The 14,965-nt window shown below is 62.0% G+C and carries 15 protein-coding genes; 13 read left to right on the forward strand and 2 right to left on the reverse strand.

What is annotated here, in order from left to right; genetic code table 11:
- Positions 1-51: 51 nt before the first annotated feature.
- The 7 genes from A9K68_RS16705 to A9K68_RS16735 all read left to right on the forward strand — a co-directional run bounded on the left by A9K68_RS16705 (position 52) and on the right by A9K68_RS16735 (position 6,841).
- The gene (locus tag A9K68_RS16705; protein ID WP_029353164.1) at positions 52-273 is read left to right on the forward strand and encodes a twin-arginine translocase TatA/TatE family subunit; all 222 of its coding nucleotides are present in this window, start codon (positions 52-54) and stop codon (positions 271-273) included.
- Positions 274-301: 28 nt separating this feature from the next.
- Positions 302-979 carry a Sec-independent protein translocase protein TatB gene (tatB, locus tag A9K68_RS16710; RefSeq protein WP_065007765.1) on the forward strand — a complete coding sequence of 226 codons (678 nt, stop codon included), beginning with the start codon at positions 302-304 and terminating at the stop codon, positions 977-979.
- A gap of 44 nt (positions 980-1,023) precedes the next feature.
- The gene (gene tatC / locus A9K68_RS16715; protein ID WP_051695763.1) at positions 1,024-1,833 is read left to right on the forward strand and encodes a twin-arginine translocase subunit TatC; all 810 of its coding nucleotides are present in this window, start codon (positions 1,024-1,026) and stop codon (positions 1,831-1,833) included.
- Between the two features lie 341 nt (positions 1,834-2,174).
- Positions 2,175-3,710, forward strand: a complete 1,536-nt coding sequence (serS, locus tag A9K68_RS16720) for a serine--tRNA ligase (protein ID WP_065007767.1) — start codon at positions 2,175-2,177, stop codon at positions 3,708-3,710.
- Positions 3,710-4,468, forward strand: a complete 759-nt coding sequence (surE, locus tag A9K68_RS16725) for a 5'/3'-nucleotidase SurE (RefSeq protein WP_065007768.1) — start codon at positions 3,710-3,712, stop codon at positions 4,466-4,468. Before serS ends, surE begins: the two co-directional genes overlap by 1 nt.
- Complete coding sequence (locus tag A9K68_RS16730) at positions 4,465-5,130, forward strand: protein-L-isoaspartate(D-aspartate) O-methyltransferase (protein ID WP_203546846.1); 666 nt, start codon at positions 4,465-4,467, stop codon at positions 5,128-5,130. Before surE ends, A9K68_RS16730 begins: the two co-directional genes overlap by 4 nt.
- A 214-nt stretch (positions 5,131-5,344) precedes the next feature.
- Positions 5,345-6,841, forward strand: a complete 1,497-nt coding sequence (locus tag A9K68_RS16735) for a peptidoglycan DD-metalloendopeptidase family protein (RefSeq protein WP_065007769.1) — start codon at positions 5,345-5,347, stop codon at positions 6,839-6,841.
- A 151-nt stretch (positions 6,842-6,992) separates the two neighbouring features.
- Here A9K68_RS16735 and A9K68_RS16740 read toward each other — a convergent pair whose 3' ends face one another.
- Entirely contained in the window at positions 6,993-7,868 is an 876-nt protein-coding gene (locus A9K68_RS16740; RefSeq protein ID WP_065007770.1) for an ATP-binding protein, read from the reverse strand.
- Positions 7,869-8,157: 289 nt separating this feature from the next.
- On the opposite strand from A9K68_RS16740, the gene yajC reads away from it, so the two are divergent.
- The 5 genes from yajC (at position 8,158) to A9K68_RS16765 (ending at position 12,764) form a co-directional block, all read left to right on the forward strand.
- Positions 8,158-8,496 carry a preprotein translocase subunit YajC gene (gene yajC, locus A9K68_RS16745; protein ID WP_065007771.1) on the forward strand — a complete coding sequence of 113 codons (339 nt, stop codon included), beginning with the start codon at positions 8,158-8,160 and terminating at the stop codon, positions 8,494-8,496.
- Positions 8,497-8,574: 78 nt separating this feature from the next.
- Positions 8,575-8,832 carry a hypothetical protein gene (locus tag A9K68_RS16750; RefSeq protein WP_156768280.1) on the forward strand — a complete coding sequence of 86 codons (258 nt, stop codon included), beginning with the start codon at positions 8,575-8,577 and terminating at the stop codon, positions 8,830-8,832.
- A 121-nt stretch (positions 8,833-8,953) separates the two neighbouring features.
- Positions 8,954-11,506, forward strand: coding sequence for a protein translocase subunit SecDF (gene secDF / locus A9K68_RS16755; protein ID WP_065007773.1), 2,553 nt, complete (start codon positions 8,954-8,956; stop codon positions 11,504-11,506).
- Between the two features lie 15 nt (positions 11,507-11,521).
- Positions 11,522-11,911, forward strand: coding sequence for an Mth938-like domain-containing protein (locus A9K68_RS16760; protein ID WP_065007774.1), 390 nt, complete (start codon positions 11,522-11,524; stop codon positions 11,909-11,911).
- 1 nt (position 11,912) lies between these two features.
- Positions 11,913-12,764: a phytoene/squalene synthase family protein gene (locus A9K68_RS16765; RefSeq protein ID WP_065007775.1), complete on the forward strand. Its 852-nt coding sequence runs from the start codon at positions 11,913-11,915 to the stop codon at positions 12,762-12,764.
- Between the two features lie 24 nt (positions 12,765-12,788).
- Here the strand turns inward: A9K68_RS16765 and trmFO are convergent, their stop codons facing one another.
- Positions 12,789-14,198: a methylenetetrahydrofolate--tRNA-(uracil(54)-C(5))-methyltransferase (FADH(2)-oxidizing) TrmFO gene (gene trmFO, locus A9K68_RS16770; RefSeq protein ID WP_065007776.1), complete on the reverse strand. Its 1,410-nt coding sequence runs from the start codon at positions 14,196-14,198 to the stop codon at positions 12,789-12,791.
- Between the two features lie 150 nt (positions 14,199-14,348).
- On the opposite strand from trmFO, the gene A9K68_RS16775 reads away from it, so the two are divergent.
- Complete coding sequence (locus A9K68_RS16775) at positions 14,349-14,900, forward strand: hypothetical protein (RefSeq protein ID WP_065007777.1); 552 nt, start codon at positions 14,349-14,351, stop codon at positions 14,898-14,900.
- Positions 14,901-14,965 lie beyond the last annotated feature (65 nt).

Raw genomic sequence — 14,965 nt, forward strand, 5'->3', positions numbered from 1 at the left:
ACGCGAAAGCGCATAGATCATCGTCAGAGAAAACTTTCGAGAGAGATTGTTATGGGTTCATTTTCGATTTGGCACTGGCTGATCGTGCTGGTGATCGTGTTGCTGGTGTTCGGCCGCGGCAAGATTCCCGAGCTGATGGGTGACATGGCCAAGGGTATCAAGAGCTTCAAGAAGGGCATGGCCGACGACGAGGTTGCCGAGGACAAGCGCACCGTCGAGCACCGAGCCGACGAAACCGTTTCGGCAGTGAAGGAAAAGGCCAGCAAGAGCTGAGCCCAAACTTTAGTCGGAACGCATCGCCATGTTCGACATCGGCTGGACCGAGATGCTGGTGATCGCGATCGTCATGATCGTGGTCGTCGGGCCCAAGGATTTGCCAAAGATGCTGCGCACATTCGGCCGCACGACGGCGAAGATGCGCGGCATGGCAGCCGACTTTCAGAAACAGTTCAACGACGCGCTGAAGGAGGCCGAGCTTGACGACGTCAAGAAGTCGGTCGATTCACTCAGAAGCCTCAACCCGGCCGCCGAGATCAGGAAACAGCTCAACCCGTTCGAGCAGGCGGCAGCCGATGTCCGTTCAGGCGTCGACGCGGTGATGAAGCCGAAGCCAGCAGTCGACCCGGTCACGCCAGCTGCTTCGACGCCGCAGGATACCGAGCTGAACAATGGCGCGACGGTGCTGCCGGGCGTCAAAGCCCCGGAAGCGGCGCCGGTGGCGCCGACCTTTCCGGCGATGACCGATGGTTCGGTGACACCGCCTGTCGCGACGGCGACGCCGGCCGCATCGCAAAACGCCTCGGCGGCGAAGACGAAGGGCGCGCCAGCGAAAGCGATGCCGGCCCCCAAGGCCGCAGCGAAGCCAGCGGCAAAACCTGCTGTGACAAAGACTTCTAAAAAGGCCGAGCCGAAGCCTGCACCGGCAGCGGTGAAGAAGCCGACTGCAGCCGCCAAAAAGACGGCGGGAGCCGCCAAGTGAGCATTTCGGAAAAGGACGAGATCGATAAATCGGCGGCTCCGCTGATGGAGCATCTGATCGAGTTGCGCCGGCGGCTGATGTGGTCGATCGGCGGGTTCTTCGTCGCCTTCCTGTTCTGCTTCTTCTTCGCGAAGCAACTGTTCAACCTGTTGGTTATCCCGTTCAAATGGGCAACCCAATGGGCAGGGCTCGACCCGCACAAAGTCGAGCTGATTTACACGGCGCCGCAGGAATTCTTCTTCACCCAGGTCAAGCTGGCGATGTTCGGCGGCATGGTGATCGCCTTTCCGCTGATCGCCACGCAGATCTATAAATTCATCGCGCCCGGCCTCTACAAGAATGAACGCAACGCTTTCCTGCCGTTCCTTATCGCTTCGCCGATCCTGTTCCTGATGGGCGCGTCGCTGGTCTATTTCTTCTTCACGCCGATGGTGATGTGGTTCTTCCTCGCCATGCAGCAGGCCGGCACCGACGACCAGGTGCAGATTTCGCTGCTGCCGAAAGTGTCGGAATATCTCAGCCTGATCATGACGCTGATCTTCTCCTTCGGGCTGGTGTTCCAGTTGCCGGTGGTGACCAGCCTGATGGCGCGGGTGGGCATGCTGTCGTCCGAGGCGCTGGTTGAAAAGCGCAAATGGGCGATCGTCATCGCCTTCGTGGTGGCTGCTGTGCTGACACCGCCCGACCCGATAAGCCAGATTGGCCTCGCCATCCCCACGATCATTCTCTACGAGGTCTCAATCTGGTCGGCCCGGCTGATCGAGCGCAGCAAGGAACGGGAACGTCTGGCGCGCGAGAAGCGGGAGGCTGCGGAAGCGGCGGCCGAAAAGCCGGTGGATGCGTCGTCTACGTAGTCTGCATCTACATAGGTTGCATCCTGTCGCGCCCCCCTCTGTCCTGCCGGACATCTCCCCCACGGGTGGGGAGATCGGCTGTCATCGCGACTTTCGCTAATCTGCAGGGTGGAATAGGTGAGCCGTCGGCAAAGCTGCCAATCTCCCTCCTTGTGGGGGAGATGTCCGGCAGGACAAAGGGGGCCCGAAGGAACTCGGCCTTCACATCTTGCATCGATCAAGGATGCGGTTTACGCCCTCAGGCCTAAAATGCGATGCGTTTTAGGTCTTTATTTTGGGCATGTCGTTGCCCCAAAACCGCTGCGCACTTTGGGCGACATGCCCGCCGAGGACGAACAACCATGCTCGACATCAAATGGATTCGCGACAACCCGAAGGCCCTTGTCGAAGCGCTCAAGAAGCGCTCGTGGTCGGCTCAGGATGCGCAGTCCACTGTCGATGATCTGATCGCCAGGGACGAGGCGCGGCGCGAACATCTGACCGAGCTGCAGACAAGGCAGGAGCGCCGCAACGCTGCTTCGAAGGAGATCGGCAATGCCGTGCGTTCGGGTGACGCCGCTCTTGCCGAAAGGCTGAAGGCCGAGGTCGGCGAGATCAAGGCTTTCATCCAGAACGGCGAGGCGCGCGAACGCGAGCTCGACAAGGCGCTGAACGACGCATTGGCGGTGCTGCCCAATGTGCCGCTCGACGACGTGCCGGTCGGCAAGGACGAGCACGACAACGTCGTCAAGCGCACCGTCGGCAAGGTGCCGGCCCGCCCGAACTGGGTGAAGGAGCATTTTGAGATCGGCGAAGCGCTCGGCATGATGGATTTCGAGCGGGCGGCGAAGCTTTCGGGCTCGCGCTTCACAGTGCTCAAGAGCGGGCTGGCGCGAATGGAGCGCGCACTTGGCCAATTCATGCTGGACCTGCACACGACCGAGCATGGCTATGAGGAGATCCAGCCGCCTCTGATGGTGAATGGCTCTACGATGTATGGCACAGGCCAGTTGCCGAAATTTGAAGAAGACCTGTTTCGTACTTACAGCGCGTTTGACGAGTTTGAAAAGGATCAGATCGCCGCAGAGACTCGATTGCTGGAGATGCAGCAATCTTGGAAGCGGCTCCAGGGATTTTTAGGTGCTGCTAATCCCACTCACGAGAATGTGGACTTCTTTAGGAAATTTATGAACGAGGTTGGGTACCCGTTGAGAGATCGGGTTGAGCGGGAAAACAACGAGGTCGAATATCTTAGGGTCAAACTTGAGGAACTTCGAAGGAACACTGGGAGCAAGTACCTAATCCCCACTGCCGAAGTCCCTCTGACCAATCTCGTGCGCGAAGAAATCACGCCGCATGAAAAACTGCCGCTGCGCTATACGGCGCTGACCTCGTGCTTCCGCTCGGAAGCAGGCTCGGCCGGGCGTGACACGCGTGGCATGCTGCGCCAGCACCAGTTCTACAAGGTCGAGCTGGTGTCGATCACCGACCAGGAGGCCTCGCTCGGCGAGCACGAGCGGATGACCGAATGCGCCGAGGAGGTGCTGAAGCGGCTCCGCCTGCCGTTCCGCACCATGACGTTGTGCACCGGCGACATGGGATTTGGCGCGCGCAAGACCTATGACATCGAGGTCTGGCTGCCGGGCCAGAACGCCTATCGCGAGATTTCGTCATGCTCGGTCTGCGGCGATTTCCAGGCGCGGCGCATGGACGCCCGCTACAAGGATAAGGACGGCAAGGGCAACCGCTTCGTCCACACGCTGAACGGCTCCGGCACCGCCGTCGGCCGCGCCCTCATTGCTGTCATCGAAAACTACCAGAATGAGGATGGCAGCGTAACCATTCCTGAAGCGCTTCGGCCCTACATGGGCGGTCTGGAAAAGATCGAATCGAAATAATGCGCATCCTCCTGACCAATGATGACGGCATCCATGCCGAGGGCCTTGCATCGCTCGAACGCATCGCCCGCACGCTGTCGGACGACGTCTGGGTGGTGGCGCCGGAGCAGGACCAGTCCGGCTACGCGCATTCGCTGTCGATCTCGGAGCCGCTGCGCCTGCGCAAGATCGGCGAAAAACACTTTGCCGTGCGCGGCACGCCCACCGACTGCGTCATCATGGGCGTGAAGAAGATCCTGCCGGCAGCACCCGACCTGATCCTGTCCGGCGTCAATTCCGGCGCCAACATCGCCGACGACGTCACCTATTCGGGCACCGTCGCCGGCGCCATGGAAGGCGCGCTGCTCGGCGTGCGTTCGATCGCGCTCAGCCAGGCCTATTCCTATGTCGGCGAGGATCGCGTCGTGCCTTACGAGACCACCGAGGCGCTGGCGCCGGCGCTGCTCAGGAAACTTGTCGCCATGCCGCTGCCGGACGGCGTACTGCTCAACGTCAATTTTCCCAATTGCGCGCCAGAAGAGATCGCCGGCACGGTGGTCACCTCGCAAGGCAAGCTCGTCCACAGCCTGTGGGTCGACGAGCGCCGCGACGGCCGCGGACTTCCCTATTATTGGCTGCGCTTCGGCCGCGAGCCGGTCGAGGGCAAGCAAGGCACCGACCTCTATGCCATGCGCAACCGGCTGGTGTCAGTAACGCCGCTGCAGCTCGATCTCACCGCTCATGAAATCCGCGATCAACTGACCAAGGCGCTCGCATGAACCTGAACCACGGTCCGACGCTCGACGACCGCGAAGGCTTCGCCGCTTTCCTGCTCCGCCTGCGTGGCAAGGGCGTTGTGCCGAAGGCACTGATCGCCGCCTTCGAGGCGACGCCGCGGCGGGGCTTCCTTTCCGCGCAGTTCCATCCGATCGCCTGGTCGGAGCGTATGCTGCCGATCGAATGCGGCGAGGCGATCGAGGGCGCCGATCTGCAAGCCGCAGTGATCGCAGCGCTTGCCATCGAGCCGGGCAACCGCGTGCTCGAGATCGGCACCGGGTCGGGCTACACGGCGGCTGTGATGTCGCGGCTTGCCGCGCGGGTCGTCACCATCGACCGCTACAAGACGCTGGTTGAGCAGGCCAAACAGCGCTTCGAGGCACTCGGCATCGGCAGTGTCATCGTGCGTCAGGCGGACGGCTCCAACGGGCTGCCAAATGAAGCGCCGTTCGACCGTATCGTCGCGTGGGCGGCCTTCGACAGCCTGCCACGCTTCCTGCTCGACCAATTGTCGAGCGGCGGCATCGTCATCGCCCCGATCGGACCCGAGGAGGGCGAGCAGGTGCTGGCCAAACTGACGAAGGTCGGCAGCCGCTTCGAACGCGAGGACATCGGCCTCGTCCGCCTGCAGCCGATCCTGCGCGGCGTAGCCGCGGTCATCTAGGGATCTGTCGATATTTTCAGGTGATGGCCGCAACCGAGCGGTCTGGTCGCTTCGCGCCCGTCCGCTACTGGGCCCTACCTGAACCTCAGGCCGACAGGTCCAGCCTTAAGTATTTTAACAAAATTTGCGTCTGATTCTAGAGGTTTAACCGACCAGTAACATTAACGCGCTTTAATCGCGGTCAGTCTGTACCGGGTATCTGCGGGTAAAAGCGATGCAATTCAGTATTTTGAAGGCAAACGGACGCAACCTGGCGCGTGGTTTCGCTGTCCTCATGGTTGCGGGCACCGCGGCGGGATGCAGTTCCCAGGTCTCGCGGTTCAACAGCGTCGATGACGTTTTCACCTCCTCGACCAACAACCAGCGCGCCATCATCGACAAGCAGGACGCCGCACAGCCTTATCCTGGCGATGCGCCGGTGTCGGCCGCGCCGCTCGACGGCAGCCATACCCAGTCGGTCAGCCGCTCAAGCCTCGAGCCGGTTACGACGCAGCAATTGCCGCCGGTCAGCCAGTCGCAGCCGGCGCCCGCCGCCAGTCCGGCGCGCACCGCTTCGGCGCCAGCCGCCCCCCAGGTCGACCGGATCGCAACGGGGACAGCGGCAAAGCCGTTCAAGGACGCACAGTCTGATGCTCCGCGCATGGCGACGGCAGGCGGCGCACCGCGTGCTACCGAGATCGTCGTCAAGGGCGGCGAGACGATTTCCGGCCTGTCGCGGCGCTACGGCGTGCCCGCCGATGCCCTCATGAAGGTCAATGGGCTAAGCGCGACCAACGGGCTGAAGACCGGCCAAAAGCTCGTCATCCCGGCCTATGCCTATTCGGGCAAGAAACCGGCGCCGAAGCTTGCGGACGCCAAGCCTGCGAACGACACCAAGCACGATTTGCCGGCCAAGGCGCCGGAGATGGTGGCCGTGCTGCCGCAGCAGCCGAAGCCTAAGGAGGGCAAGTCCGCCGCGCCGGTGGATGCATCGGCCGCAGCAAGCCAGCCGAAGGACGGAAAAGCCGCCCCCAAGACGACTGGTGCCGGCACCTACACGGTCCAGCAGGGCGATACGCTGTCGGCGATCGCCAGGAAGACCGGCGTCGGCGTGGTTGCGTTGAAGCAGGCGAACGGCATGCAAGACGGTCTGCTCAAGATCGGCCAGACCCTGAAGGTGCCGGCCGGCGGAACCGCAACGGTTGCCGGTGCCAAGCCGGCAAAGGTCGATCCGGTAACGACTGCCACCACCCCGCCTGCGGCAAAGACCACGCCGTCGGAGACGCTGGCCGCCTACACGCCGCCGAGGAAGGATGCCAAGGTCATCCAGCAGGCCGAGGACGACGACGCGGTGGCGCCAAACGCCACCGGTATCGGCAAGATGCGCTGGCCGGTACGCGGCCGCGTGATCTCCAGCTTTGGCGGCGGCAAGGATGGTGTCGACATCGCGGTGCCGGAAGGAACCCCGGTCAAGGCGGCCGAGAACGGTGTCGTCATTTACGCCGGCGATGGCCTCAAGGAATTCGGCAATACGGTGCTGGTGCGCCACGAGAACGGGTTGGTCACTGTCTATGGCCACACCCGCTCGATCGAGGTCCAGCGCGGCCAGAAGGTTAAGCGCGGCCAGGAAATCGCGCAGTCCGGCATGAGCGGTACCACCGACTCGCCGAAACTGCATTTCGAAGTGCGCAAGAATTCGGCGCCGGTCGATCCTTCGACCTATCTTGAATAAAGAAAGTCGATCCTTCGACCTATAAAAGAAAAGTCGATCCGTCGACCTATCTCGAATAGAACAAGAAAAGCAACTGCGCGCCGCCTGACCTCCAGTCCGGCCCGCCGGCTCAGCCCGCTCCGCAAGGGGCGGGCTTTTTCAGTCTTCGTCCCTAATCTTTGAGCGATTTGCCGAGCCGACCTGCCAGATCCTGGGTGAATTGCCAGGCAACGCGGCCCGAACGGCTGCCGCGCGTCGTCGCCCATTCCAGCGCCTCGGCGCGCAGCGTCTCGGGATCGATGGCAAGGCCGTGGTGGCGGACATAGCCGTCGACCATGTCGAGATACTCGTCCTGCGAGCATTTGTGGAAGCCGAGCCAGAGGCCGAAACGGTCGGACAGCGAGACTTTTTCCTCGACCGCCTCTGACGGGTTAATGGCGGTCGAGCGCTCATTGTCGATCATGTCGCGCGGCAGTAGGTGCCGCCGGTTTGAAGTGGCGTAGAAGATAACATTGGCCGGGCGGCCCTCAACGCCGCCTTCCAGCGCCGCCTTCAGCGACTTGTAGGACGTGTCGTCGTGGTCGAAGGAGAGATCGTCGCAAAACAGGATGAACCGGTAAGGTGCTGCCTTCAGCAAATTCATCAGCTTCGGCAGCGTGTCGATGTCCTCGCGATGGATCTCGATGAGCTTGAGCGGCAGGTCCAGCTTTGCCGAGGCATTGACCGCCGCATGCACGGCCTTGACCAGCGAGGACTTGCCCATGCCGCGTGCGCCCCACAACAGCACGTTGTTGGCTGCGTAACCGGAGGCGAAGCGCTCGGTGTTGTCGACCAGTATGTCGCGGACGCGGTCGACGCCGCGGATCAGGCCGATGTCGACGCGGTTGACCTTGAACACCGGCTCCAGATAGCCGGGATCAGCCTGCCAGACGAAGCAATCGGCCTCGCCGAGGTCGGTTTCCGGCACCGGCGGCGGGGCGAGGCGGGCGACCGCCTCGATCAGACGGTCTAGCTTCTTGTTCAGGGCTTCAATGGTGCTGTCGCTCATTTCTTGTCTTTTTGTTTTTGCATTCAGGAGTGTGACAACGGAACCTATTCGATTCCGGCGGTTTCGGACCGGCTCCAACCTTTTGTTAGAGCATGATCTTTTCCGAAACCGCGCTCCATTTTTTGGGATCATGCTCTAACACGGCTCAACCAGCCGGAAAAGCAGCTGAAATGCCTGGCCGCAGTTGCATTGGTAACTTTACCGACTATATTCCGGCCAAATTTCACGGGGCCGCCAAATTTCCCTAGGACGGTTTGGCGGCTGTTTTTCAAAATTCAGGAGTACTTCGATGTTCGTGACACCGGCATATGCCCAAGGCGTCGGCACCTCCCCGGATATGTTCATCAGCATTTTGCCGTTTGTTCTGATTTTCGTGATCATGTATTTTCTGATCATCCGGCCGCAGCGCACACAGTTGAAGAAGCGCGGCGAGATGCTGGCGGCGGTTCGTCGCGGCGACACGGTCATCACTGGCGGCGGTTTCGTCGGCAAGGTGACCAAGGTGATCGACGACAACGAGCTCGAGATCGATCTCGGCGGTGGCACCAAGGTAACGGCGCTGCGCTCGACGATCGCCGATGTGCGCGTCAAGGGCGAGCCGGTGGCGAACCAGAACGCCAAGAAATAACCGACATTTCTGGCGGAGCGATCCGCGGATACGCCCCCTGACGGACGACGCCATTTGCTGTATTTCTCGCGCTTCAAGATGACTCTGATCTGGGTAGCCGTGGCGATCGCAGGGGTTCTTGGTGCGCCCAGTCTTTTCGCCGCCAGTCCGCTCGCCAAGCAGCAGCCCGACTGGATGCCAAAACTCGAAAGGGCAATCGGCCTTGATCAACAGGGCGGTTCGCACATCCTGCTCAGCTTGGATCTGGACGATTTGATCAAGGGCAGGCTGGAGACGACACGCGATGAAATCAGGTCATTGCTGAAGAAAGCCCGATGGCAGCACCAAAGTGACTGACCCGTGCTCGATAATTGCCCATGTGCGGACCAACGGCGAGCCGCTGGCGAACCAGAACGCCAAGAAATAACCCGATTCCAGGCGGAACGATCCGCCAGAATGCCCTGACGGACGACGCCATATGCTTTATTTCTCGCGCTTCAAGATGATCCTGATCTGGCTTGCCGTGGCCGCCACAGTGATCCTCGCCGCGCCCAATCTTTTCTCTGCCAGTACGCTGGCCCAGCTTCCTAACTGGGTGCCGAAGCGCCAGATGACGCTTGGCCTCGATCTGCAGGGCGGCTCGCATATCCTGCTCAGGATGGATCCGAACGATCTGACCAAGGATCGGCTGGAGACGACGCGCGACCAAATCAGGACACTGCTGCGCGACGCCAAGATCGGCTACACCGGTCTTGCCGGATCAGGCCGGACCGTGCAGGTCCGCATCACCGATCCCGGTCAGGTCGATGCCGCCAAGACGGCGCTGAAGACATTGACCGATCCGGTGGCCGCCGGCCTGTTCAGCGGCGGCTCCGTCCAGGAGATGTCGCTGGATGATTCCGAGCCTGGCCTGCTCAAATTCACCGTCACCGATGCCGGCATCAAATACCGGACGTCGACGGCGCTGGCGCAGTCGCTCGAGGTCGTCGAGCGCCGCGTGAACGAACTCGGCACTACCGAGCCGATCGTGCAACGCCAAGGCGACGACCGCATTCTGGTCCAGGTGCCGGGCCTGCAGGATCCGCAAAGGCTGAAGGACATTCTTGGCCAGACCGCCAAGCTGACCTTCCAGATGGTCGACCAGTCCATGCCGGTGCAGGACGCGCTCAACGGCCGTCCGCCGGCGGGATCATCGGTTCTGTATTCGCAGGATGATCCGCCGGTTCCGTATCTGATCGAGAACCGCGTCATCGTTTCGGGCGAAAATCTCGTCGATGCGCAGGCGACGTACAACTCCCAGACCAACGAGCCGGTGGTTTCGTTCACCTTCGATTCCAAGGGAGCGGCGCGTTTCGGCCAGGCCACCTCGCAGAATGTCGGCAAGCTGTTTGCCATCATCCTCGACAATCAGGTGATTTCGGCGCCGCAGATCCGCGAACCGATCCTTGGCGGCAGCGGCCAGATCTCGGGCAACTTCACCGCCGACAGCGCCAACGACCTCGCCGTGCTGTTGCGTGCCGGCGCGCTGCCGGCGACGCTGACGGTGATCGAAGAGCGCACGGTAGGCCCTGGGCTCGGCGAGGATTCCATTCACGCCGGCAAGGTCGCCGGCGTGATCGGCTCCATCCTCGTCGTCGTATTCATGTTCGTGGCCTATGGCTTCCTCGGCTTCATTGCCAACATCGCGCTGGCGGTGCATGTGGCAATGATCATCGCGTTGTTGTCGTTGCTCGGCGCGACACTGACATTGCCGGGCATCGCCGGTATCGTGCTGACCATCGGTATGGCGGTCGATTCAAACGTTCTCATCTACGAGCGCATTCGCGAGGAGCGGCGAAACGGTCGCTCGGTGATCCAGGCGATCGATACGGGCTTTTCGAAAGCGCTGGCGACCATCGTCGATTCGAACGTCACCTCGCTGATCGCGACTGTGGTGCTGTTCTGGCTCGGGACCGGACCGGTGAAGGGCTTTGCCGTAACCTTCGCCATCGGCATTCTGACCACCGTCTTCACCGCGTTCACTTTCACCCGGCTGCTGGTGTCGATCTGGCTTCGCCGCGCCCGCCCGAAGGAGTTACCGCGCGCGCCGGTGACCTTCGTCCCGCCGGGCACGAGAATTCCGTTCATGGGCATCCGCCGCTGGACATTCGCGCTGTCCAGCGTGCTGTCGATCCTGGCGGTCGTGCTGTTCATGACTGTCGACATCAATTACGGCATCGACTTCAAGGGCGGTTCGCTGATTGAGGTGCAGTCCAAGGATGGCACCGCCGATATTGCCGACATCCGCAGCAGGCTTTCGGAACTCAACATCGGCGAAGTGCAGGTGCAGCAATTCGGCGACCCGAACGACGTCTTGATTCGCGTCGGCACGCAGGAGGGCGGCGAGAACGCCGAACAGACCGTCATCGACAAGGTGCGCGGCGAGTTGCAGGACCATTACGAATTCCGCCGCGTCGAGGTGGTAGGGCCAACGGTTTCCGGCGAGCTCGCCAAGCAAGGCACCATCGCCATGCTGATCGCCCTGCTCGGAATCCTGATCTATGTCTGGTTCCGCTTCGAATGGCAGTTCGCGGTCGGCGCCATCATCGCCACAGTCCACGATGTGGTCATGACGATCGGCTTCTTCGTCATCACCGGTCTCGAATTCAACCAGTCGTCGCTTGCGGCGATACTCACCATCATCGGCTATTCGCTCAATGACACGATCGTCGTCTATGACCGTGTTCGCGAAGACCTCCGAAAATACAAGAGGATGCCGCTGCCGCTGTTGTTGAACAACGCCATCAACGAGACGCTGTCCAGAACGACGCTGACCTCGGTGACGACGATGCTAGCGCTGCTGGCGCTGGTGCTGTTCGGCGGCGAGGTGATCCGCTCGTTCACGCTGGCGATGCTGTTCGGCGTCGTCTTCGGAACCTATTCGTCGATCTTTATCGCCGCCCCGCTGCTCATCCTGTTCAAGCTGCGGCCACAGGCCGCGACGGCCGACGAGGAGAAGCCGGTGAGCGGCGGCAAAGCCGTGGCAACCTGACGGGCGGCCAACGGGATGACCAAAGGCATCGTCATCCGTGAAGCGCATTTCCCCGGCCGCGCCCCGATCGAGGCCTACGGCAATGGTGGGTTTCGTTTCGCCGACATGTCGCATCGCGGCTCGCTCCTGTGCCTGCCGTCGGGCATCTACGGTTGGGAGCCGGCTGATCCGCTGGCACTGACGGCGGCGGATTTCGCCAAGCTGCTCAACGAGGCTGACAAGATCGAGATCCTGCTGGTCGGCGCCGGCAAGGATCTCAGGCCGTTGCCGGCGGCGCTGCGTGCTGCGCTGAAGGCGGTGGGCATTGCGGCCGATCCGATGTCGACCGGCGCGGCCGTGCGGACCTACAATGTTCTTCTGGCGGAAAACCGTGCGGTGGCTGCCGCACTGATCGCCGTCGAGTGACGTGAGCGAAATCGCCAAAATCGTCATGGAAACGGTGCGAGCCGCCGACCATGACCGCTATGTTTCCGCGCTCTATGCGCGCGAGGACAAGCGTGACGCGCTTTTTTCGCTCTATGCTTTCAATGCCGAGATATCAGGCATTCGTGACCGTATCCGCGAGGCGCTGCCGGGCGAGGTGCGGCTGCAATGGTGGCGCGATGTCATCGCAGCCGAGGACGCCGGAGCAGGCACCGGCCATCCGGTTGCGGACGCGTTGACGGCCACGATTTCCGCCCACCGCCTGCCGAAATCTGCCTTCGAGAACATGCTCGAAGCGCGTATTTTCGATCTCTATGACGACCCTATGCCGTCGCGGACCGATCTGGAAGGCTATTGCGGCGAGACCGCAGCGGCGCTCATCCAGCTTGCAGCGATGGTGCTTGATCCCGTCGAAGCACCACGGTTTGCCGAACTTGCGGGCAGAGCAGGTTGTGCACAAGCGATGACCGGCCTTTTGCTGCTGCTGCCGCTGCATCGCAAGCGTGGGCAATGCTTTGTCCCGGCCGACATTCTGGCTGCGGCAGGGTCGTCGCCCGAGGAGTTCGTTGCCGGCGAAGGTGGGCCTGGAGCGCAACGCGCTGTCGCCGCGATGATTGCACTAGCGCAGGAGCATTTGTCTGCTTTCGAGAAGAGTGCATCGGCCTTGCCAGTTTCGCTGCGACCGGCATTTTTGCCGCTGGCCTTGTCGCGCGCCTATCTCGGCAAGATGGAAGGTTCTCCTCATTCACCTCTGAACGGCGAGGCGCACCTCTCGGCCTGGCGCCGCCATTGGCTGCTCTTGCGTCGCGCAACGCGAGGCTGGCCGGCCATCTGAAGGCTGACACGAACTCCGTAACTGCTACTCCGCTGCTTCCGCCCGCGAAGGCAATCCCAGCCATTCGCGGCAGTCGGCCAGCGCGCGTGACGTCAGCGCACGCCGCTTGGCGACGGTCTTATCCTTGCCGCGCAGGCGCTTTCCCTCGGCTTTCGGCGCTTCCACAGGGGGAAACAGGCCGAAATTGATGTTCATCGGCTGGAAGGAGCGCTTTCCCGGCTCGTCGTCGGAAACGATGTGACCGCCGGTGATATGGTTGAGCAGCGCGCCAAAGGCAGTGGTCATCGGCGGCAGCGCCGGCGCGTGGCCCAGCCGCTCGGTGGCGGCAAAGCGCCCGGCAAGCAGGCCGATGGCCGCACTTTCGACATAGCCTTCGCAGCCGGTGATCTGGCCGGCGAAGCGCAGGCCGGGCCGCGATTTCAACTGCAGCGAATGGTCAAGCAGCGTCGGCGAATTGATATAGGTGTTGCGGTGCAGGCCGCCGAGGCGAGCGAACTCGGCGTTTTCGAGGCCCGGGATGGTGCGGAACACGCGCACCTGCTCGGCGTGCTTCAGCTTGGTCTGGAAGCCGACCATGTTGTAGAGCGTGCCCAGCGCATTGTCCTGGCGAAGTTGCACGACGGCATAGGCCTTCACCGATGGATTGTGCGCATTGGTCAGCCCCATCGGCTTCATCGGCCCATGACGCAGCGTCTCGACGCCGCGCTCGGCCATGATCTCGACCGGCAGGCAGCCGTCGAAATATGGCGTGCCTTCCCATTGCTTGAATTCGGTTTTCTGACCGTCGACAAGTGCCCACACGAAGGCAAGGTACTGCTCCTTATCCATCGGGCAGTTGATGTAGTCCTTGCCGGTGCCGCCAGGCCCGACCTTGTCGTAACGTGACTGGAACCAGCAAACGTCCATGTCGATCGTGTCGAAATGGACGATCGGCGCGATGGCATCGAAGAAGGCGAGCGCATCGGCGCCGGTCACTTCCGCGATCGATTGGGCGAGCGACGGCGCTGTCAGCGGGCCGGTGGCGATGATCGCCTGGTCCCAGTCCGCCGGCGGCAGGCCGGGCACTTCCTCGCGCTGGATGGTGATGAGTGGGTGCGCTTCGAGCTTTTTGGTCACCGCTTCGGAAAATCCGTCGCGGTCGACGGCAAGCGCACCACCGGCGGGCACCTGGTTGGCATCGCCAGCGCTCATGATCAGCGACCCGGCCAGCCGCATTTCGGCGTGCAGCAGACCGACGGCGTTGGTTTGCGCATCGTCGGAACGGAAGGAATTGGAACAGACGAGCTCGGCCAGCCCACCCGTCTTGTGCGCATCGGTGCCGCGGACCGGACGCATTTCATGCAGAACAACGGGAACGCCGGCTTCGGCCGCCTGCCAAGCGGCTTCTGAGCCGGCGAGACCGCCGCCGATGACGTGAATGGGATTCTTGTTCATGAGCGCCGAAATAATCCCTTGTAGCTGCGATTGCAATTGCATGAGTTCGTCGCACAGTTGGCGCCAAGTGCTGCAATCGTCTACTGTCGGAGAATGGACGGGAGTCTCGGGAACTTTGCCAGAGCGACCTTTTTGACAGTCGTGATCGCCATGGCCGGATCAGCGGCCGCCGGCGAGCTGGCCGCGACGGCTTCCAAGCGGATCCCCATATGCCACGGCTATAGTTGCAACTATCGCACGATGCTGGCGCTTGGCCCCGGTGACGGCGCGCGTTTCCGCTCTATCCTGCGTGCGGGCGCGGGTTCGCCCCAAGCCGAGCGTTCCGCTATTTCGAAGGCTGTCCGCTATTTCGAGCAGCGCATCTTCCGGGCCATAGGCATTCGCGATCTGCCGCAGTCGGAATTCGGTGCATCGCGCATCAGGGGCCAGATGGATTGTGTCGACGAATCGACCAATACGGATGCGTTGCTGGTCTATCTTGCCGAGCGAAAATTGCTCAGGTTTCACAAGGTCGAGGACAAGGCCTCGCGGGGCCTGTTTGTCGACGGGCGCTATCCCCATTGGACGGCGGTGATTAGCGACCGCGGGGGCACCGAATGGGTGGTGGATTCCTGGTATGCGCCGATGGGCGGCGCACCGGACATTTTTCCGCTGAGCCAGTGGAAGAAACGGGGCGTGCTGGAAAGCGGTGCGCTGGACTGACGACAGTCCCCCGCCAAAACGGCTCTCGGACTGCTTCGACTCTGAAACAACAACACCCGCCGGGG

The organism is Mesorhizobium sp. AA22 (assembly GCF_001672375.2).
Taxonomy (GTDB): Bacteria; Pseudomonadota; Alphaproteobacteria; order Rhizobiales; family Rhizobiaceae; genus Mesorhizobium; species Mesorhizobium wenxiniae.